Annotated in this window: 16 protein-coding genes; 11 read left to right on the top strand and 5 right to left on the bottom strand. The window is 40.8% G+C overall.

The features are described from left to right. Positions 1-56: 56 nt before the first annotated feature. The 8 genes from M2408_RS16995 to M2408_RS16960 all read left to right on the top strand — a co-directional run bounded on the left by M2408_RS16995 (position 57) and on the right by M2408_RS16960 (position 11,228). Positions 57-1,175: a FecR family protein gene (locus M2408_RS16995; protein WP_259183633.1), complete on the top strand. Its 1,119-nt coding sequence runs from the start codon at positions 57-59 to the stop codon at positions 1,173-1,175. 30 nt (positions 1,176-1,205) lie between these two features. Next, entirely contained in the window at positions 1,206-4,613 is a 3,408-nt protein-coding gene (locus M2408_RS16990) for a SusC/RagA family TonB-linked outer membrane protein (protein WP_259183631.1), read from the top strand. Between the two features lie 3 nt (positions 4,614-4,616). Then, entirely contained in the window at positions 4,617-6,104 is a 1,488-nt protein-coding gene (locus tag M2408_RS16985; RefSeq protein WP_259183630.1) for a RagB/SusD family nutrient uptake outer membrane protein, read from the top strand. A gap of 5 nt (positions 6,105-6,109) precedes the next feature. Continuing rightward, positions 6,110-6,880 carry a DUF4843 domain-containing protein gene (locus tag M2408_RS16980; RefSeq protein WP_259183628.1) on the top strand — a complete coding sequence of 257 codons (771 nt, stop codon included), beginning with the start codon at positions 6,110-6,112 and terminating at the stop codon, positions 6,878-6,880. An 11-nt stretch (positions 6,881-6,891) separates the two neighbouring features. Further along, the gene (locus M2408_RS16975; protein ID WP_259183626.1) at positions 6,892-8,361 is read left to right on the top strand and encodes a PKD-like family lipoprotein; all 1,470 of its coding nucleotides are present in this window, start codon (positions 6,892-6,894) and stop codon (positions 8,359-8,361) included. Between the two features lie 64 nt (positions 8,362-8,425). Continuing rightward, on the top strand, positions 8,426-9,898 hold the full coding sequence (locus tag M2408_RS16970) for a TlpA disulfide reductase family protein (RefSeq protein WP_259183624.1): 1,473 nt from the start codon (positions 8,426-8,428) through the stop codon (positions 9,896-9,898). A 77-nt stretch (positions 9,899-9,975) separates the two neighbouring features. Next, positions 9,976-10,134 carry a hypothetical protein gene (locus M2408_RS16965; protein WP_259183623.1) on the top strand — a complete coding sequence of 53 codons (159 nt, stop codon included), beginning with the start codon at positions 9,976-9,978 and terminating at the stop codon, positions 10,132-10,134. A 122-nt stretch (positions 10,135-10,256) separates the two neighbouring features. Then, positions 10,257-11,228 (top strand): glycosyl hydrolase family 18 protein, encoded by a 972-nt coding sequence (locus tag M2408_RS16960; RefSeq protein ID WP_259183621.1) that lies wholly within the window; start codon positions 10,257-10,259, stop codon positions 11,226-11,228. Positions 11,229-11,433: 205 nt separating this feature from the next. Here the strand turns inward: M2408_RS16960 and M2408_RS16955 are convergent, their stop codons facing one another. Continuing rightward, complete coding sequence (locus M2408_RS16955; protein ID WP_259183619.1) at positions 11,434-12,333, bottom strand: pirin family protein; 900 nt, start codon at positions 12,331-12,333, stop codon at positions 11,434-11,436. 45 nt (positions 12,334-12,378) lie between these two features. Between M2408_RS16955 and M2408_RS16950 the strand changes: the two genes are divergently transcribed. Next, entirely contained in the window at positions 12,379-12,978 is a 600-nt protein-coding gene (locus M2408_RS16950; RefSeq protein WP_259183617.1) for a hypothetical protein, read from the top strand. Here M2408_RS16950 and M2408_RS16945 read toward each other — a convergent pair. Beyond that, positions 12,975-13,757: a Cof-type HAD-IIB family hydrolase gene (locus tag M2408_RS16945; RefSeq protein ID WP_259183616.1), complete on the bottom strand. Its 783-nt coding sequence runs from the start codon at positions 13,755-13,757 to the stop codon at positions 12,975-12,977. The two genes, M2408_RS16950 and M2408_RS16945, sit on opposite strands and share 4 nt — an antisense overlap. A gap of 187 nt (positions 13,758-13,944) precedes the next feature. Between M2408_RS16945 and dnaE the strand changes: the two genes are divergently transcribed. Next, the gene (gene dnaE / locus M2408_RS16940; protein WP_259183614.1) at positions 13,945-18,363 is read left to right on the top strand and encodes a DNA polymerase III subunit alpha; all 4,419 of its coding nucleotides are present in this window, start codon (positions 13,945-13,947) and stop codon (positions 18,361-18,363) included. A 131-nt stretch (positions 18,364-18,494) separates the two neighbouring features. Next, on the top strand, positions 18,495-18,815 hold the full coding sequence (trxA, locus tag M2408_RS16935; RefSeq protein WP_104385830.1) for a thioredoxin: 321 nt from the start codon (positions 18,495-18,497) through the stop codon (positions 18,813-18,815). A 555-nt stretch (positions 18,816-19,370) separates the two neighbouring features. Here the strand turns inward: trxA and rplI are convergent. Genes rplI through rpsF form a run of 3 tightly spaced genes read right to left on the bottom strand, consistent with a single transcriptional unit; the run spans position 19,371 to position 20,461 of the window. Then, a complete protein-coding gene (gene rplI, locus M2408_RS16930) occupies positions 19,371-19,814 on the bottom strand; it encodes a 50S ribosomal protein L9 (protein WP_046671751.1) in 444 nt (147 codons plus the stop codon). Positions 19,815-19,829: 15 nt separating this feature from the next. After that, positions 19,830-20,093, bottom strand: a complete 264-nt coding sequence (gene rpsR, locus M2408_RS16925) for a 30S ribosomal protein S18 (RefSeq protein ID WP_028071347.1) — start codon at positions 20,091-20,093, stop codon at positions 19,830-19,832. Continuing rightward, on the bottom strand, positions 20,093-20,461 hold the full coding sequence (rpsF, locus tag M2408_RS16920) for a 30S ribosomal protein S6 (protein ID WP_104385828.1): 369 nt from the start codon (positions 20,459-20,461) through the stop codon (positions 20,093-20,095). Before rpsF ends, rpsR begins: the two co-directional genes overlap by 1 nt. Positions 20,462-20,580: the final 119 nt, after the last annotated feature.

Genomic DNA, 20,580 nt, shown 5'->3' with positions numbered 1-20,580 from the left:
GGCAGCGCCGTTTACCTTAGTATAGCAGCATTAAAGCTGAACTAACAATTATTACTATGAAGATCGATGATTCACTTTTCGCAAAGTATCAAGCTGGGGAATGTTCCGCGGAGGAAATAACTTTGGTTGAGCTTTGGTTGGATCAGTTAGATCGTTTTCCCGAACCTCAAGATCGTCAGATGTTGATGCTTTTGGAAAATCTGGACAACAAAATGCCTTTTATCAAAAAACGCAAAAAACAATCCAGATGGAAGTGGATGGCCGCTGCAAGTATCCTTATTTTGTTGTCAACAACGGTCTCTATATATTGGAGCAAGCAAGCTGATCATTTCCAGTATGCAAACATTGAAGATGTCAAGGCACCTATAAAATCCAATGCCATTGTCGTACTGGAAAATAATATAGAATACGACCTGGATAAGTTAAAACGTAATGACACCTTAAATGCAGGTGGCTACCGCATCGTCAGGACGAATGACGATCAGATTATCTATCTAACTGATCCTGCCCATAAATCAAAAATCGTGTACAATACAATTCGTACGAAAACAGGCGGTACAGCACATGTACAGCTCGCTGATGGTACTAAGGTCTGGCTGAATACCAATAGTGAATTACGTTATCCGATTTCTTTTGGGGCTGATATTCGAGAGGTAGCGCTACGGGGCGAGGGTTATTTTGAAGTTGCCAAACAAGGGCGAACGGGTAGAAGAGTTCCATTTTTTGTACGTGGGAATAAGCAGACAATCCAAGTACTGGGAACGAAATTCAACGCAGATTTTACAACTAACAATGAAACGGCGTTGCTTGAAGGAGCAGTAGCTTTCTCCGATCGGGGATCAAGCTTGGAACAGAGTAGAAAGGACCAGTTTTCCGTGCGAATCAGGCCTAATCAAGTATATGATGGAAAGAAGATTATCGAGGCCAAAGATATTGCCCGTTACATCGATTGGAAAGAAGGCTATTTTGATCTGAACGATCTGAATGTGGAACAATTGTCCCGAAAATTAAGTGCTTGGTACGGCGTGGAGATCAAGGTAGATAATAGTTTGGCGCAAGTCCGGTTATTCGGACGTGTACGACGCGATAAAAGCCTCAAAGAGGTACTGGACCTGATGGCGCAGGTACATCCTATGAACTATACTATGAAAAATAATTACATATACATCAAATAGAGGAACGACAAACTAACAAAAACTAACCTTATGAAATTGAAAGTTTACCATTTTGAAAAAAGAATGGCAGCTACCGTTTTGCCCAAAGATGTCGGTAAATGTCTGTCGAAGTTGATGCTGAGCGGACTGCTTTTATCGGGCTTTGTTGGGACAGCAATGGCGCAGCGCATTACACTTAAAGAAAGCAAAAGTTCCATGTATTCGGTCCTGGAGAAGATTCGAAAGCAAGCTAATGTAGATCTGATTGGTGATTTAGCCTTACTTAGAGGCAGTAAGCCGATCAGTATTCAGGTGAAAGACAAAGATATCGAGCAGGTGTTACGGGAAATTGCTGCTGGGCAGGATGTCGATTTGATTTTTCGCAATAATACCATTTTGGTACGTCGGAAAGAATCATTGCCAAATAGAACAAGCAATGACCAGCCTAGTAAACACAAACATCAAGCAACAGAACAACGCCAGATACGGGTAGAAGGGCGTGTCCGGGATGCGGGGGGAAAGCCTTTGGCCGGGGTCTCTATTAAAATTTTGGGTGGTACGCGTAATGGCGTTTTATCTGGAGAAAATGGCCAGTTTTATGTTGTTGTTAATGAACCGTTGGAACTGATATTTTCGATGATAGGCTATGAAACTCAGCAGGTCAAAGTAGCATCGGGGGAGCCACTACAAGTGATTATGCGTCAGGTCGAGAATAAAATTGATGAAACGGTAGTGACGGGCTATACGCGGGTGCGCCGCGATAATTTTACAGGAGCGGCGACCATGGTGACCCGACAGGAGCTGGAAAAGTTTAATTCCACAAACATCTTTACGGTACTGCAGGCTTTGGATCCTTCTTTTAAGGTAGACGAACGGGTAAATGCGGGGTCCAATCCCAACGTAATGCCACAGATCAACATTCGAGGGGTCTCCAGTGTGGGAGAATATGCCGTCAATGCTCCATTGATTATTATGGATGGTTTCGAAGTACCGATCACTACTTTGTACGACATTGATGTTAACCGCATTGAAACAATTTCTATTTTAAAAGATGCGAGTTCTACAAGTTTGTATGGTTCCCGTGGGGGGAATGGTGTGGTTGTTATCGAAACCAGATTGCCCAAAGACGGTAAGTTTACGGTAACCTATGACATGAAGCCATCGGTGTCCATGGTGGACCTATCGGATTATAACCTGATGAATGCTACTGAGAAATTGCAGTATGAAAAACTGGCTGATTTATACACATCAAAAAGCGGCGATGCTGCCTGGGATCTGATTCAGCAGGAGCAGTATAATAATCTACTGACCAAACGTGAACAAGATGTGTTGAGCGGAGTAGATACGTATTGGTTGAAGCAACCGGTTCGAAATACAGTTTCCATCAATCATAGCCTGCGGATGGAAGGCGGGGGGAATGGAGTGCGTTATAGTCTTGAAGGTGGTTATTTTGATAACAAAGGCGTCATGAAGGAGTCGGGTAGAACACGCGGAAATGCAGGTTTTACACTGATCTATCGGATACCTAATGTTATTACCTTCCGCAATGTGGCTACCTATCTTTATACGAAAGCATACGATAGTCCGTACGGGAGTTTCGATACCTATACCAAACTCAATCCCTATGAGAAAATTTATGATGAGCAAGGAAAATACAACATCCGTTTTGGGGAACTCGGACAGTGGTATAGTTGGGGATCAACGATGTTCAACCCACTCTATAACGCAGGACTTGGTTTCCGTAGTGATCAGGTAAGCCAAACCTTGCAGAACAATATGTCCATCGAATGGTTTGCGTTGCCCAAATTAATAGTGAGGGCCTCTGGAACTATAGTAAGGACAAGCGCCGATATAGACAAGTATAAATCACCATTTCATACGGATTACACCAATATTGCGGATGCTAATCTGAAAGGTTCCTATACCTTTGGAAATCAGAATTTCACCAAATACGAAGGAAAAGTAGATATGCAATATTCCAACAAATTTGGCAAACATCAATTGGTGGCCAATGCCGTTGCTGAGATCCGAAAGCAGAATACCGTCGGAAATCGGAATACAGTGACAGGGTATGTGGATGATCGTTTTATGACGCCACAAATGGCTTTGCAATATGCGGCTGGGTCACTGCCTGAGTCAACGTCATTGCCGGTGCGGTCTGTCGGTTTTTTGGGTTCCTTGTTCTATACATACGACAATAAATATAATGTCAGTGGCACGTTGCGCTCGGATGGTGCCTCCATCTATGGAAGTCAAAATCGTTTTGGAACCTTTTGGAGCGCTGGATTTTCCTATAACATGCATAACGAAGAATGGTTTAAAAATGATTTTCTGACAAGATTACGCTGGTATCTGAATGCTGGTACCTCAAGTACGGTCAGTGAATTTAATGTGGGTATGGTGAGCACATCATACAACTTTCTGTCGGGACGTAATTATTACAATCAATATGCCGCCATCTACAGCGGGCAGGGAAATCCAGCGGTGCGCTGGCCTGAGCAGCAGCAAAGGAGCGTAGGTGCCGAATTTGGCATCATGGGTGATTTTCTGAAAGTTGATGTTTCCTTTTATGACCGGGTTACCAACCGCATGATTTCCACCGTTAATGTTGCCCCATCCTTTGGTTTTTATGACAATAAATTTTTTCAAAATCTAGGAAAGGTACAGAACAAAGGATTTGAGGCGATGGCCAACATGCGGATTCTCAATAATTCCGCAAAGGATTTTAGCTGGTACCTTTCACTCGGCGCCGTACAGAACAGGAGCAAATTGAAGGAAATATCCAATGAACTGCGCACATTAAATGAGTCGCTGGTCAAAAAAGATGAAAAGGGCAATGTCATACAGCCATCCCAGTATTATCAACAGGGGCAGTCCCTCGGCGTTATCCGTGCGGTACCTTCCCTAGGGATAGATCCGGCCAATGGACGTGAATTGTACCGGGATCGGAATGGTGATGTTACCTATGTTTGGGACGCCAATAATCAACAGGTTGCAGGCAATACCGAGGCAACCTTATACGGTAATGTCGGCACCTCGGTCAACTTTAAAGGACTATCCGTGCAAATTATTGGTAACTATTCCTTGGGCGGGGATATTTACAATCAGACCCTTGTGGATAAGATCGAAAATAATATCGCTTATCAAAATGCGGATCGCCGTGTATTGGAAGAACGATGGAAGCAGCCTGGGGATCAGACGAAATACAAGGCTATTGGTGATCAGTCTTTTACGCAACCTTCGAGCCGTTTTATACAGACCGAATCTTACCTCCGGCTTTCCACGATCAATATCAATTATTCATTCAGTAATGAAATCCTCAAGCGGTATAAGTTGGAAAGGCTACGGCTTAACTTCTCCATGAATGATATGTTCCGCTGGAGCACGGTACGCATGGAGCGGGGGATAAGCTATCCCTATGCCCGAGAATTTAATTTTGGTGTAATGGTTCAATTTTAAAGTATGAAAAAGTTACTAATTGCCATCGTGATGCTCGGCGTATTGTCGAGCTGCGAAAAGTTCTTAAATGTAAACCCAACGGATAAGGCCTATGAAGAAGATCTGCTCACCGATCGTTCAGGTTTCAACGCGGCACTTGCGGGGGTATACGAAACATTAAATACAGATACGCTGTATGGTCGGGAGATGAAATATGGTTTTATGGAAAGTCTGGTGGGGTCATATAATGTGACTAATTCAGCCCATAAATATTATCGTTCCTTTCGTTATGAGTATAATTACGACGAGCCGAAGAAAATGATCGATAACATCTGGGCGAGGTTTTACCAGTGTATCAATCAGACAAATATTATACTGGGAAATGTAGGCCGTATTGAAAATGATCCCTACTATAATCTGGTGCGTGGTGAAGCAACCGGGCTAAGGGCCTTCTGTCATTTTCAGCTGTTAAAATTGTTTGGACCATCCATTTCGAGCGAAGGGATTGAGGCGAAAGCGATCCCTTACCGGACTGCGGTTGTGTATTCAGCCACTAAATTTTCTTCCACAGCGGAGGTGATCGCTTTGCTGGAAAAAGACCTGTCCGAGGCCCGGGATTTACTGGAAAAAGATCCAATACGGTCCAATGCCCGTAATGCCAATTTAAATCAATTTGCCTATGAGCCATACAATAGCTTGATTGATTATCGGGGGATCCGAATGAATTATTACGCTATTGTCGCGTTACAGTCCATGGTCGCACAGTGGAAAGGTGATCTGGTCAACGCCGGAAAATATGCAGAAGAGCTCATTACCGAATTGAAGACAACGCAAAGTATTCGGATGGCACTTTCCAGTGAAATTGGATCTGTGGGAAATACCCGTATGCCAATGGAAAATATCTTTGCTTTGTTCTCCAGTAGGTTAGGGGCAAAGGTAAGCACTGTTTTCGCACAGGCGGATGCGACAACAACAGGCTCGACTTCACCGTTTTTATTTCCCAACTATACCTGGTTGCGAACGAATCTTTACAATAGCGCGGTCCATGGCTCCCTCAATGATGCACGTCTCGCCGGTTGGTTTGTACAGCCCAATACCTCTTATCCCTGGAAGCTGTCCAAATACCTGTTTGATCAGACTCGTCTGCCTTCAGACGTGAATTATAGACCTTTGTATGAGAGCAAAGTGATCGGCTTACATACCATCTATATGATTGCGGCTGAAAACTATGCGTCAAGTAGCCCAGCCAAGGCAATGGAATATCTAAACCTTGTCCGTAATACTAGAAATATTACCACGGATCTTGCGCTGAGCGCGGATATGACCACACAAAAGATCAAGGATCTGATATTTGATGAAATGCGTAAGGAAAATATTGGTGAGGGGTATTTATTCACAGAATATAAGCGCCTCTTTCGGCCGATAGATCGAGCCACATTGGTGCAGCCTAAAAATGAAATTTTCAGGCTACCGATCCCAGCGGATGAATTATTGTATAATCCTCAAAATTAATCAAGATGAAACGATATATTTTGCTTTTTTGTGCTACTGTGATATTGAGTGCATGTAACAAAAATGACAACATGCTTCAGTTTGATGCGGGGCAGAGCTATATTTATTTTGCCTATCCAAATGCGAATACCCGGGCGGTAGAAAAATACATTGATAGCGTTTATTATGGTTTTGCACTGGATGCCGATCTGCAACGCCAGGAAAAAACAATCGCCGTGCCTATTCGTGTGGGCGGGGAGTCAAGATCCAATAACCGTACCTATGCTTACATCGTCGAAGATTCTTCCCGATATGAATCCAATACGGTGAAATTCTCTTCCCCGGTGATGGGGGCAAATAACTTTGTGGATACGCTGTTTATCACATTCCAGCGCTCCATCAAGATGAAGACCGAACCGACAGTACTCTATTTGCGGTTGGAGGGAAATAGTGAATTTGTTCCGGGGAACGTGTACAATCAGAAAATAAAAATTGTTGTTGATGATATTCTGAACGAACCTACATGGTGGAATACCTGGAAGAACTATTTCGGCCCGTATCAAAAAGAAATATTTCAGCAATGGATGCAGATCTACTACCTCGGGGCGGATCCATCGCCTGAGCTAACCACAGGAGCACCAGGACCGGTTTATTACTGGAATAATATGCCTACATCAACGATTGTCAGCTGGTATCCTGTGACATTTAACTATATCCAGGTGCTCAAGCAGTATTTTATCGACCATCAGGTGTATCCGGACGGCGATAGTACGAAAGAACGAATTCAATTACCTTAACGCTCAAGCAGATGAACTTAAAAAATCTAACCTATATCCTGTTCTTGGCAATTTTTCTATTTGAAGGCTGCTCCAAGGATTTGGGCAATTATGATTACAAAGATGTGAACGCCATTGCGATCGCCGGTTTATTGGATAATAATCATCCCACGGGCCGAATCTATGAAATTCCTTTTCATGATACCGTCCGATTGAACCCTACGGTCACGGGCTCACTATCAGGCAGTGATACCAGTGCGCTGACTTTTGAATGGAAGGTGGATTCCGTAACAGTAAGTAAAACGAAAAACCTTTTCTATATAGCGAATAAACGCTATGGGAAGATTTCAGCGGAGTTTCATGTCACAGACAAATCAACGGGTACGACAACAAGCTATAATTGCTTTTTGAATATTGTGAATCCCTATAAATGGGGCTACTATGTTTTGACCCAGAATAAAGCGAAAGATGCTTCGCTCTATTGCTTATCCAGTATTTCCAAAAAATCCTCGTTTGACCAGGTCCTGCTATCCAACTTGGATAAGTTGGGGAAAACCCCCCTGTCCATCAGCGGAACAAAAAAATACGGTGCCTCGTCTTCGGACTTTTATAATGTTTTGACCATTGGTGTTCAGGATGCTGTAAACCCCGTGGTAGTTATTGATTCCCGTGAGTTTGTTCCTACTTTATTGTACAATTCGTCCAGTTACGTAGGGGGCGGAGATTTTGTGTTCCGCCCGACTCAGGTACAGGCGGATCTCTATAATGAGGTGATCTATGCGGTCAATAAAGGTAAATTCCATGTATTAAGGAAAGGTACAATTGCACTTCCAGCATTTATCAATGATCCTTCGGACTATAAAATAGCTCCAAATGGGGTTGCCACACCACTTGGAAACGGGCGCTATTTTATGAGTATATACGACGAAAACAATAAAAGAGTGCGTGTCTGGGATAATGGGGTGACCAGCAACGAATATAATTATGTAAATGACTATAAGGAAATTGCGGGGCAGGAATTGATGAACGGAAAAACATTCCTGGCCTGTAGCTATGCTAACATCCCATCGATCAACCATATTTATCTCTTCAGGCAAGATAATCAACTGTATTCCTATCGTTTGGATTATGGTGCCGATTATAAACCCAAAGCTTTCAGTCAGTTGGGGACTGCTGCGGTGCCCACATCCAATCAAATCGGTTATGTTTATTTTGACGGGCGGACAAGCAGATGGTATATGGCGGCAGGCAAGACAATTTATATGGCCTCTTATCTGGGGGTAGAATTCCAAAAATATGTGCAGCTGCCATCGGATGCCACTGGTGATATTGTTAAGTTTAAGATCCTGGATGGAAAATTAATGATTGCCACAAATGATCCGGCTGCTGATAAACCGGGCTCGATCTATATCTATAATGCCAATACAATGGTGTTGGAACAGGCCCACAAGCATGTTGTTGATGATATTGTTGATGTGCATTTAGGCATACTGGTAGAGTAATGAGATTAAGGGTAAAATATAAGCCCTTGTATAATGGATAAAAAAACGAATAAATCTAAAAAATATGAACTTAAAAACAATAACATTGGCGATTCCCCTATTACTTTTGGGGAGTCAAGCCACTTTCGGACAGCTGGCCGCGAAGAAAGGAATTATACAAGAGGAACTTTATAAACATCTCAATGGATTGTTCCAACAGGGAACAGCTGCGTCCAAAGCGGAGGTTTTGAAAGAAGCTGATTATTTAGCAAAATCGAAAAAAGAAGAGGACCAGTTGCTCGCCGGGCGAATCTATACTGGCCTGGAAAAAAACGATAAGGCAGAAGCCATAAAAAAGAGCATCAGCAAAAAGTTTCCTAAAGGAATAACAGCCCGAAACGAAGCCTTTGGTAAGCTGTTTGAAAAAAATGAACTAACAGCTGCGCAAGCAGAGGCGGAGTATATTCGTTTAAGCAAGCAATTTCCCGAAAGCAGTTACGATGAAAAAAACAGGGGGATATACGGATTTGCCCTTGGGGTCGTCGCCCAGCAGTATGCAAAAGAGAAAAACCTTGAGAAGGTAAACAGCTACTTGGATCAGTTGAGATCCACGGCAAATTATACGAATGCTGTTTTCGCTATTGGCAGGGAATTAAACCAGCAGAAAGAGTATACCTTTGCGCAAAAAATACTGGAACCGGTTTATCTCAATCTAAGCCAGCAAAAATCGGAAGGTCAAAAAGGAAATACGGGGCGGCAATATCAGGGGGGAATCAGCTTACAATATGCGGAGGCCTTAACGGGAAATCTGGAGGTAGACAAAGCCTTAGGGATATTAGACAAAATACGTCTGGAGTCGCCTTCAGAAACCGCGAACATTTCGTACGCCAAAGCTTTGGTCGTGAAAGGAAGGTCTTTGGATGCTTTTCAGCTTTTGGAGTCCGAGGTCCTCAAAAACGGGAAAGAACCCGAAATAATGGCTGAACTTCTGCCTCTATACAGTCAACTCAATAACGGTATGGCGGATACGACTACTTATCTAAAAGACTTAAACGGACGTATTGATGAAATGTTGGTTTCAAAATTGAAATCTGAGATGGTCAAAAAAGAGGCCGCACAATTTTCACTTGTGGACCGTTCGGGCAAAGAAGTCTCCTTGGCAAGTCTGAAAGGTAAGGTTGTTGTACTTGACTTCTGGGCGACTTGGTGTGGTCCTTGCAAAATGTCTTTTCCTGGAATGCAGGCCGCGGTAAACAAATATGTGAATGATCCGGAGGTCTCCTTTTTATTTATCAACACATGGCAAAAAGAGGAGAACTATAAAGAGCTGGTCAATAATTTTATCAACGAAAATAAATATAGTTTCCATGTTTTATATGATGAAATGAAAGATCGGGATAAGTCGGTTGTTACAGCATATGGCGTCAAAGGTATACCTACTAAAGTCATTATTGATAAAGAAGGTTTTATCCGTTTTCAATCTTCGGGTGGTGGCGCTGATGTGGAAAAAATTGTCCATGAAATCTCAACGAAGATTGAACTCGCAAAAAAAGGCTAACCGTCCGGGGACAAAAGCATAAATCTACTGAAATCCGTAGCTTTCTTTTTAGAAAGCTGCGGATTTTTTTATTAAACATGCTGCAGATCATAAAAGACCTTGGTCTGTTGGAGATCGGCTTCATCTGTAGCTACAGGGGCTTGCAGCTTGGTGTGGGGGATTTCCCTTTTCCAAAAATGAGCATTTCATCGCGTGTAAAGATATTGTCTGGAAGTGTTTTGTTTTCTATTAAGTAAATTATTTCTACTGTATTTGAGTGGTTTTTTATTGAAAAGTTATTTTTTTAAAAATAATTAGGCGATATAATCGTATATTATAGTGTATAGATACTTTAGTCAATAAAAGATTAAAATAAATTATGAGAACAGAAAGAAAAACACTACTTAACTTATGTGCTGGTTTATTTGCATTGATCAGCATAGTATCTTCATGTCAGAAAAGCGTTGATCCGAATTTAGAATTGGAACCTGGTCCTGACTCGATAGCTTATTTTGAAAAATTAAAGGTATATAAAAAGAGCCCACACCAGATTATGGCCGGCTATTATCGGACCTGGGGTGATTCATTGGTTGAATCAAACGCGGGACAAAAAACGATGCTTGCTATTCCTGATAGTGTGGATATTGTCAATGTTTTTACGGATTACACACCTGCTACCAGCCCTTTTTGGACCGCGCTCCGCGACCAGTACATCCCTTATCTTCACCGCAGAGGTACACGTGTTGTCTACACTAGGGGGATGCCATGGACAATGTCTGTAACAGATCGCAATGCTTGGGTTCAAAGCATTAATGACGATACCCAGAACTATAACTATGATGGAATAGATCTTGATTTTGAAAGCGGTGGAGGGACGACATCGACTGGACTATTTGGTGGTTTTTTTAGTGGTAGCCAGCAGGAATTGGATCAGATTGCGTTGAATATAAAATCTTTAGGCGCCCATTTTGGTCCTTCATCTGGAACGGATAAATTGTTTATCCTGGATCTGAATTATGTTAATTTACCGCCTAAATTCTTAAAAGATATCGAACCTTATATTGACTATTTCTTTATGCAGCGCTATTTTGGTAGTCAGCTTGACAAACTTTACAATGAGGCGTATAAAGGAAATATTCCTCCGGGAAAATACGTTCTCGGAGCGAGTTTTGAAGATGGTTCGGCAAGAAATGGGACGCCAGCACTCTTTTATCAATATGCAGCATGGCAACCTAGTGATGGCAGAAAAGGTGGTATCTTTAGCTATGGACTTGATGCCGATGGAACGTATAGTACACCCTCTTATATCTTTACGAAAAAGGCGATTCAGCTAATGAATCCCGCGAATTAGTAATTATTTAAAAGTATCTGTACAAAAATAAAGTGCTGTCCACTTTTTTGAATAACCGCCAAAAGTTTTTGTTTAACTTTTGGCGGTTATTTCAATACCGAGCTCTCGCACAAAAAACTTAAAAATGTTAATTTGTCCAACTTTTTTTGCCCTTCAAAGATTGGATACCTGATTTTGTCTCATTCAACCAAGGTTTGTGCTGTTGTTAAGATTTCTTTTGTCCTAATGTCGGATTTACTGGCGGAATGGGAATATAGCCATCATCTCCGGGAACTTCAGGGAATTGATGCTGCTCCCATTTAGCTCTGGCGATTTTAAGCGTCTCAATGTCCGAAGCAACGAAATTCCAGTCGATATAGCGTTGTTCGGGGAAAGGTTCGCCACCAAAGATGTACACTGATGTGCCTGCTTTGATTTCGAATTCACATAATTTGGCATCCTTTGCAATCAGAATTTGTTTTGGGCCAAATTCCTGACCTTCGGCATGTACTGCGCCATGAAGAATATACAATCCACTTTCTCCGTAGAGATGTTCACCTAATTTAATAAGGGAGTCTTTGTCAGCTTTAATTTCAATAAGATATAAGGGGCTGTATACAGGTACTTCGGAACGATGATTGTTAATCTCGCCCGCAATCAGGCGATAGTTTACACCGTCTTCGCTCCAATGGGGAAGTTGAGGTTCTTCAATGTGAACAAAATTTGGTTCCATCTGTTCCAGATCCTTTGGTAATGCTACCCAAATCTGTAAACCATGTAGTTTGTGGGTGATAGATCTTAGGTAGTCCGGAGTTCGTTCGGAATGTGTTACCCCCTTTCCAGCTGTCATCCAGTTTACTGCTCCCGGTTTTATTTCGACCTCATTTCCGAGACTGTCGCGGTGCATAATGCTTCCCTCAAACAGGTAAGTTAATGTTGATAATCCAATATGAGGATGTGGAGCAATATCCATGAACTGAGGCTCGGAGATCGTTTCAGGTCCCATATGGTCAATAAATATAAACGGACCGACCATCCTTTTTTGTCTGAATGGAAGTAGTCTTCCTACCAAGAAATTACCTATGTCTGCGGCTCTTTCTTCAATAACTATTGCAATATTTGACATAATGTTTCCTTATTTTTGTGTATCTAATCTAGAGCAATTTAAGAAATGTCAGGTATAATCGATCGCATTCTGCGTAAAAAGTCTGTAAGAAATGAAGAGGCATTGGCACTGTCTGATAGATTGTCATTTGGTAACAGTCAAATAGACAATTTTCTAATGGAAAAGATCTTAGCCGATGAGGCCGTGTTGGAAGCGGAATACAGGATATTTCAAAAAAAAATGTTGCTGTTGAAGCTAGGGACCTACCAGGAAATAAAGATAGAGCTGGATCTGTTGAGCCAATATTTCGAAATGGTCAATAGGTTAATGCCTACCGGTTTCTCTCTGAAATGGGAAAACCGTTTTCAGTCGGAAAATGAGCTGATGATACCGCCACTTCTATTATTTCCGATGGTGCAAAATGCAGTTGCAAACGGATATAATAGCATGTCTTCACATCCTATCCGAATCCGCCTCTCGGGATCTCCCAAAGTCATGCTATTTGAGGTAAGTCATCGTATGAATCATTATTTGGACGGTCAATTTAAGAATACCCTAATGACAGATTTCCAGAACAGATTGGAATATCTTTTTCCAGAACGACATAGTTTGCTATTGAACAGCAATAGCAATACCTGTCGCGCTACGCTCACAATTCACTTCTAAATAACACCAAAATGTTTTAAGGCATTCCAGATGCCGTTGCTATCCACATCGTCGGTAATGTAATCTGCGATTTCTTTGACTTCAGGATTCGCATTTCCCATGGCGATACCAATCTGTGTATGGGCGAGCATGGTAATATCATTTCCCCCATCACCAAAGGACATGGTTTCCGAAAGTTCGATGCCAAAATGTTCTAAAAAAACATCTATACCAACTTTTTTACTTTGGCCCATTGGGTTGACATCTGCAAAAACGGATGTCCATCGTGATGCAACAGAGTTGGGCATAACGTTTTCCATAAATTCAGCCTCTTCTTCCGGATTGATAAAAACATTGATCTGCATGACAGATTCCAGGTCAAAGTTGTCTTCATAATTGCGTATAGGTGGCGTCTTTACGTTGACTTGTTGATACATTTTTAGCACTTCGGGCGTGACCTGATTTAAGGTGATTTCTTTATCGGACATAAATGAAAAGGTAAGCTCGGGATGATGCTTGGCATAATCAATTAATGAACGGATATCTTTTTCAGCAATGTTATTTTTATAAATAACCTGTTCATCTTTGGTAACACAATAACCACCATTAAATGTGATAAAGCCATCGAAATCAAGATAGCGGATATGTCCCAATTGGTTAAAGGAACGACCGGTTGAAACGAAAACTTTTATGTTTTTTTCTTTTAGTAATTGAAATGCCTGTTGCGTAGAGTCGGGGACCTGATGTGTTTTGAAACTTAACAATGTCCCATCTATATCAAAAAAAATCGCTTTAATCATAGAAATTGGAGTCAAGTTCAAATATAGTAAATAAAGGAATAGTGTAACAGGTACAATATTAAATAGCTGTTAATACTTTTCGCAAAAATCTGACATAATCTTCCCTAAGAATTTCGTAAATTTCAAGTTCAAATAAATGTAAATATGCTTACATTTAATGTGTTGTATTAAAGAGGTTTAGAAATTTATGTATATTATTTTCGATACAGAGACGACGGGTTTGCCGAAGCGTTGGGACGCGCCAATTACGGATACGGATAATTGGCCACGTTGTATACAGCTGGCATGGCAGATTCATGATGAGATGGGGAATTTGGTCGAACATCAGGATTTTTTGATTAAACCGGATGGATTTGATATACCTTATGACTCCGAAAAAATACATGGTATATCCACTGCATTGGCGGAAGAGCAGGGGGTACCTTTGCAGGTTGCTTTGGAGAAATTTAACATCGCATTAAATAGTGCAAAATTTGTAGTCGGACAGAACATTGGTTTTGACCTCAATATCATGGGCTGTGAGTTTTATCGTTATGGTGTAGAATCTAAAATGGCGAGCATGCCGGTTTTGGATACCTGTACCGAGGTAACTGCAGATTTATTGAAAATTCCCGGTGGTCGTGGTGGTCGATACAAGCTGCCGAATCTGACTGAATTGCACTCCTATTTATTTGGCGTGCCATTTGCCGAGGCCCATAATGCCACTGCCGACGTTGAAGCCACAACACGTTGTTTTCTGGAACTGGTCAGAAGAGAGGTGTTTACGGTGGAAGAGCTCCAAGTAGATACTGGTTATTTTGTTGATTTCAAAACGAACAATCCTGGTCCCGTTCCTACGACAGGGCTTAAACACATTAATTTAAAAGCCGCTTCCGATGAGATCAGAAAACGGGCTGAACCGGATGATGTTCGTGTTGTCGTAGATGCAGATACATTATCAGCACTTAAAGAAGCGAAATTCGCACATTTACATAACCATTCGCAATTTTCTATTCTACAGTCGACAATGTCGTATGACAAGTTAGTTTCGGCTGCGGTAAAGGATAATATGCCTGCTGTTGCGCTTACCGATCATGGTAATATGATGGGGGCATTTGAATTTGTTTCCAGGGTCATTGGACATAATAAAGAGGTAGAAGCACAGAATGCGGAAGCGCTGGAAAATGGGGAGGAACCTACCGGTCAGCTCCTAAAGCCAATAGTAGGTTGTGAATTCTTTGTTTGCGAAGATCATAAAGATAAATCCAGAAAAGATAATGGTTATCAGGTTGTTTTGTTGGCGAAAAATAAACGCGGTTATCATAATTTAGCTAAGTTAGCTTCTTTCGCGTATACCGCAGGATTCTATTATGTGCCCCGTATTGATAAAAATCTTATTCTACAGTATAAGGAAGATATTATTGTGCTTTCAGGAAACCTTCAGGGGGAAGTACCCAGCAAAGTGCTTAATATCGGCGAAAACCAGGCGGAGGAAGCTTTGCAATGGTGGAAGGAACATTTTGGTGAAGATTTCTATCTGGAGTTCATGCGACATGGACAAGAAGATGAGGATCGGGTAAACCAGACCTTACTTAAGTTTGCCCGTAAATACGATGTTAAAGTTGTTGCAACCAATAACACCTATTACGAAAAGAAAGGGGATGCACACGCCCATGATATCCTTTTATGTGTAAAGGATGGCGAGAAGCTTTCCACACCTAAAGGTAGAGGGCGCGGGTTCCGTTTCGGATTGCCAAATCAGGAGTATTATTTTAAATCTTCTGATGAAATGAAAACCCTATTCAAAGATTTGCCCGAAGCGATTCTGAATATACAGGAGATCGTAGATAAGGTGGAGATCTTCAAATTGAATCGGGACGTTCTGCTTCCAAAATTTGATATACCAGATGAATTTCAGGTTGCTGAGGACAATGAAGATGGTGGAAAGAGAGGGGAGAATAAATATCTTGCCCACTTATGTTATGTTGGTGCAGAGAAACGTTACGAAGAGATAACAGCTGATATTCGGGAACGTCTGGATTTTGAATTGGCAACGATTGAAAAAACAGGATATCCCGGATATTTTTTGATTGTACAGGATTTTATTGCTGCAGCACGTGACATGGGTGTTTCGGTTGGGCCGGGCCGGGGTTCTGCCGCTGGGTCAGCTGTTGCGTATTGCCTCGGTATTACGAATATTGATCCCATAAAATACGATTTGCTATTTGAGCGTTTTCTAAATCCCGATCGTGTTTCCATGCCCGATATTGATATTGACTTTGATGATGAGGGACGTGGACGGGTCATGCAGTATGTAATCAATAAATATGGTGCGAGTCAGGTGGCTCAGATCATTACTTATGGTACAATGGCTGCCAAGTCTTCGATTAAAGATACTGCCCGTGTGCTGGATCTGCCTTTGGGAGATGCAAATGAAATCGCCAAATTGATTCCAAATCTGAAACTATCCAAAATCTTTACTTTGGATGATGCTGGTCTAAAGGATAAGTTGCGAACAGAGGAGATCGAGGCTGTCAATCGTTTAAAGTCAATCGCTGATGGTGCCGGACTCGAAGCCGAAACGATTCGTCAGGCACGGGTATTGGAAGGGTCTGTCCGGAATACCGGTATTCATGCCTGTGGTGTGATTATCACGCCAGATGATATTACCAATTTCGTTCCAGTTTCCCTGGCAAAAGATTCCGATCTGTATGTGACCCAGTTTGATAACCACGTCGTTGAAAGCGCTGGTCTATTGAAAATGGACTTTTTGGGATTGAAGACCCTGACGCTTATCAAGGATACTGTTGAGAATGTTAAGTTAAGTCATGGTATAGTTTTAGATCCCGACAAATTTCCAATAGACGACGTGTTGACCTACGAGCTTTTCCAGCGTGGTGAAACAATCGGTGTATTCCAGTATGAATCTCCGGGGATGCAAAAATACATGCGCGATCTTAAGCCTACGGTATTCGCCGATTTAATTGCGATGAATGCCTTATATCGTCCGGGGCCAATCGAGTATATCCCGAGTTTTATTAAGCGTAAACATGGAATTGACCCCATTGTCTATGATTTGGATGCTTGTGAGGAGTATTTGAAGGAAACCTACGGGATTACGGTGTATCAGGAACAGGTAATGCTTTTATCCCAAAAGCTGGCAGGTTTTTCCAAAGGTGATGCTGACGTTTTGCGTAAAGCGATGGGTAAGAAGCAAAAGGCTGTACTTGATAAGATGAAGCCTAAGTTTGTTGCTCAGGCGGAGGAAAAGGGGCATAATGCAAAAGTGCTGGAGAAAATCTGGACGGACTGGGAAGCTTTTGCGAGTTATGCGTTCAATAAATCACACTCCACCTGTTATGCATGGGTAGCTTATCAGACAGCTTATCTAAAGGCGCATTTCCCTGCAGAGTATATGGCGGCGGTGCTTTCCAATAATATGAATGATATCAAGCAGGTAACATTCTTTATGGAGGAATGTAAGCGTATGGGCTTGGAGGTACTCGGTCCTGATGTGAATGAGTCTTACTATAAGTTTACGGTAAATGAACGTGGAGCAATTCGATTTGGTATCGGTGCTGTCAAAGGTGTGGGTGCGGGTGCTGTAGATGCCATTGTGCAAACGAGACAATCTGGATTGTATAAGTCTGTTTTTGATATGGCCAAACGTATAGACTTACGTGCGGTCAATAAAAAAGCTTTTGAGAGTTTGGCTTACGCCGGTGGTTTTGATAGTTTCGAAAGTACCCATCGCGCGCAGTATTTCCATGCCGAGGATAATTCAACAGGTATGGAGAAAGCAATCCGATTTGCACAACGCTATAAAGAAAATGAAAACTCTGCACAGGCCAGCTTGTTTGGCGCCGGTGAAGCTGCCGAGTTGCCTGAACCTGTATTGACACCTTGCGCACAATGGGGATTGATCGAGAAGCTTAAATACGAAAAAGATGTCATCGGTATATACCTGACAAGTCATCCATTGGATACTTATCGGTTTGAGATCGAACATTTTTGTCAGAATCCGGTGTCTGATCTTTCCTTGATTAACAAAGCGAAAGCTGCCGAAGTAGACGAGGAGACATTACTCGAGTTTAATCGTATCAAAAACAAAGAATTGGTTATTGGCGGGATTATAGCTTCGGCAAATCATCGCTTGACTAAAAACGGTAAACCGTTTGCATCCTTTATCATTGAGGATTACAGTGATTCTTACGATATGGCTGTGTTTGGGGAAGAGTATGTGAAGCTAAAGGGGTATTTACAGGAAGGCTATTTTGTTCAATTGCGCGGATTGGTTCAGGAACGTTTTAGACAGGTCGGAAACTGGGGCTTTGAATTAAGAAGTGTGCAGTTGCTTTCTGAGCTCCGCGAAAAGATGGCGAAGAGTTTTACAATTAATATTCCTCTGCCAAAGTTGAACGAAGAATTCTTAGATGGTATTAAAGATATCTTGGCGCAGAACGAGATTGAAGGTGTTGTGCCAAATTGTCAATTGAAATTTAAAATCTGGGATCCTCAGGATGAAATCTCTGTCGAAATGCCAGCTAAAAGTCTGAAAATAAACCTCACAAATGAGTTTTTGGACTGTATAGATAAGTTTGAGGGGATTAATTACCGTTTGAACTAATTTGGATTAGATTTTGTGTAATTAAGATTACAATTACATTGACAGTTGTTACTATCTTTGTTTATTGATTTTAGCAATTAAGTAGTATCATAAATATAACTTCGGTTTATAAAATTAAAAAGATTAAGATTATGGCATTAGAAATTACAGATAGCAACTTTGAAGAAGTTGTTTTGAAAGCGGACAAACCCGTATTAATTGATTTTTGGGCAGAGTGGTGTGGTCCTTGTCGTATGGTTGGTCCTGTTGTTGAAGAATTAGCTAAAGATTACGAAGGTAAAGCTGTGATAGGAAAAGTAAACGTAGATGAGAATCCAGAAATTTCAGTTCGTTATGGTATCCGTAATATCCCTGCTTTATTGTTCTTCAAAAATGGAGAAATTGTAGATAAGCAAATTGGAGCAGTTCCAAAATCAGTTTTAAATGAGAAACTAGAGAAACAATTAGCATAATAATTGCTGTTTCGATAAAAAGACCTGAAATATTTTTATTTCAGGTCTTTTTTTTGTATTTTCTTTTTTTTTGTTTTGTTTTAGCCATTTTTTTACCTAAAATACCTTTGTTTTGTGTTTTTTTTTGTTTTTATTGATGTTTTTGTTTATAAATATTGGTATTTTTTATATTTTTTATCCATTTATCAAAATAAAATGGATTTTATTTTGATAAATGGATAATTTTTACTTCTTTTGAATATGAAAACGAGATAAAACTGAATATTTTGTTGATTTATTTGTTTTATTTATGGTTTTTTATTGATATTTTGATATAAACAAAGATTTTCCCTTTCAAATACCCTAGATTATGCCTCGCGTTGTTCTCAGCAGCGCGAGTTTTTTGTTTTAAGCAGGTAAGGTAAGGTAAGGTAAGGTAAGGTAAGGTAAGGTAAGGTAAGGTAAGGTAAGGTAAGGTAAGGTAAGGTAAGGTAAGGTAAGGTAAGGTAAGCGACAAATAAAAAGCGGCTATCCATTGGATAGCCGCTTTTGTATATTGTACTAAATAATATAAAATTATTCAGCGATTACTTCGAAAGGAACTTGAACTTTAACTTCTTTGTGTAAGTTTAAGTTAGCGATATATTCACCTAATTCTTTAGGTTCAACTTCGAATGTAATACGACGACGATCTACATCAAAACCTTTTGCTTTCAATGCATCAGCAATTTGGATGCTATTTACTTTACCGAAGATTTTACCAGATTCACCTGCTTTAGCACCGATTGAAAGTTTAATAGCTTCCAATTTACCAGCTAATTCAGTAGCGTCTTTTTTGATTTTCTCTTGTTTGAACTGAGCTTGTTTGATGTTCTCAGCTAAAACTTTCTTTGCAGATTCAGTCGCTTGAATAGCAAATCCTTGAGGGATTAAGTAGTTACGACCGAAACCTGGTTTTACATTAACGATATCGTTTTGCTCACCTAAGCCTTTGATATCTTGTTTTAAAATTACTTCCATTTTCTATCGTCCTCCTTATTTAATTGCATCAGCTAAGTAAGGTAACAAACCGATGTGACGAGCACGTTTAACAGCTTGAGCTACTTTACGTTGAAATTTCAAAGATGTACCAGTTAAACGACGAGGTAAGATTTTACCTTGATCATTCACAAATTTCATCAAGAAGTTAGCATCTTTATAATCGATATATTTGATACCATTCTTTTTGAAACGACAGTATTTTTTACGGTTGTCCTCTACTTTAGGAGCAGTTACGTATTGGATATTTTCGTTAGCCATTAGTTTGCGCCCTCCTCAGTTTTAGTTTCAGCTTTTTTGTTGAATGCACCGCTACGTTTTTTCTCGTTGTAAGCTCTAGCATGTTTGTCTAAACTTACAGTCAAGAAACGCATAATGCGCTCATCACGTTTGTATTCAACCTCTAATTTGTTGATTAATTCACCTGGAGCCTTGAATTCAGTTAAGTGATAAAATCCAGTAGATTTTTTCTGGATTGGATACGCTAATTTTTTCAAACCCCAATTGTCTTCAGCGACAATCTCGGCTCCGCCTTCTGTTAAGATGTTTTTGAATTTTGCGATTACTTCTTTCGCAGCATCTTCAGAAAGCAACGGGGTAAGAACGATTACAGATTCGTACTGTTGCATTTTGTTAATTAATTTTGTTATTTAAAATTCCACATTTGTGGAAGTGCAAAGGTAGGTATTATATTGTTATATTGCAACGCCTTGAAGAAAAAAAGTTTAGACCCCAAGCGAGATCTAAA

Origin of the sequence: Sphingobacterium sp. BIGb0165, from assembly GCF_024810095.1 — a bacterium.
In the GTDB taxonomy this organism is placed as follows: Bacteria; Bacteroidota; Bacteroidia; order Sphingobacteriales; family Sphingobacteriaceae; genus Sphingobacterium; species Sphingobacterium detergens.
This window is presented reverse-complemented; position numbering and strand designations above follow the sequence as displayed.

What these genes read in the sequence shown, in the direction of transcription:
- rpsR (WP_028071347.1), bottom strand. Translation starts at nt 20,093, where the DNA reads ATGGCTAACGAAAATATCCAATACGTAACTGCTCCTAAAGTAGAGGAC.
- M2408_RS16980 (WP_259183628.1), top strand. Translation starts at nt 6,110, where the DNA reads ATGAAACGATATATTTTGCTTTTTTGTGCTACTGTGATATTGAGTGCA.
- M2408_RS16970 (WP_259183624.1), top strand. Translation starts at nt 8,426, where the DNA reads ATGAACTTAAAAACAATAACATTGGCGATTCCCCTATTACTTTTGGGG.
- dnaE (WP_259183614.1), top strand. Translation starts at nt 13,945, where the DNA reads ATGTATATTATTTTCGATACAGAGACGACGGGTTTGCCGAAGCGTTGG.
- trxA (WP_104385830.1), top strand. Translation starts at nt 18,495, where the DNA reads ATGGCATTAGAAATTACAGATAGCAACTTTGAAGAAGTTGTTTTGAAA.
- rplI (WP_046671751.1), bottom strand. Translation starts at nt 19,814, where the DNA reads ATGGAAGTAATTTTAAAACAAGATATCAAAGGCTTAGGTGAGCAAAAC.
- M2408_RS16945 (WP_259183616.1), bottom strand. Translation starts at nt 13,757, where the DNA reads ATGATTAAAGCGATTTTTTTTGATATAGATGGGACATTGTTAAGTTTC.
- rpsF (WP_104385828.1), bottom strand. Translation starts at nt 20,461, where the DNA reads ATGCAACAGTACGAATCTGTAATCGTTCTTACCCCGTTGCTTTCTGAA.
- M2408_RS16950 (WP_259183617.1), top strand. Translation starts at nt 12,379, where the DNA reads ATGTCAGGTATAATCGATCGCATTCTGCGTAAAAAGTCTGTAAGAAAT.
- M2408_RS16955 (WP_259183619.1), bottom strand. Translation starts at nt 12,333, where the DNA reads ATGTCAAATATTGCAATAGTTATTGAAGAAAGAGCCGCAGACATAGGT.
- M2408_RS16985 (WP_259183630.1), top strand. Translation starts at nt 4,617, where the DNA reads ATGAAAAAGTTACTAATTGCCATCGTGATGCTCGGCGTATTGTCGAGC.
- M2408_RS16975 (WP_259183626.1), top strand. Translation starts at nt 6,892, where the DNA reads ATGAACTTAAAAAATCTAACCTATATCCTGTTCTTGGCAATTTTTCTA.
- M2408_RS16995 (WP_259183633.1), top strand. Translation starts at nt 57, where the DNA reads ATGAAGATCGATGATTCACTTTTCGCAAAGTATCAAGCTGGGGAATGT.
- M2408_RS16990 (WP_259183631.1), top strand. Translation starts at nt 1,206, where the DNA reads ATGAAATTGAAAGTTTACCATTTTGAAAAAAGAATGGCAGCTACCGTT.
- M2408_RS16965 (WP_259183623.1), top strand. Translation starts at nt 9,976, where the DNA reads ATGCTGCAGATCATAAAAGACCTTGGTCTGTTGGAGATCGGCTTCATC.
- M2408_RS16960 (WP_259183621.1), top strand. Translation starts at nt 10,257, where the DNA reads ATGAGAACAGAAAGAAAAACACTACTTAACTTATGTGCTGGTTTATTT.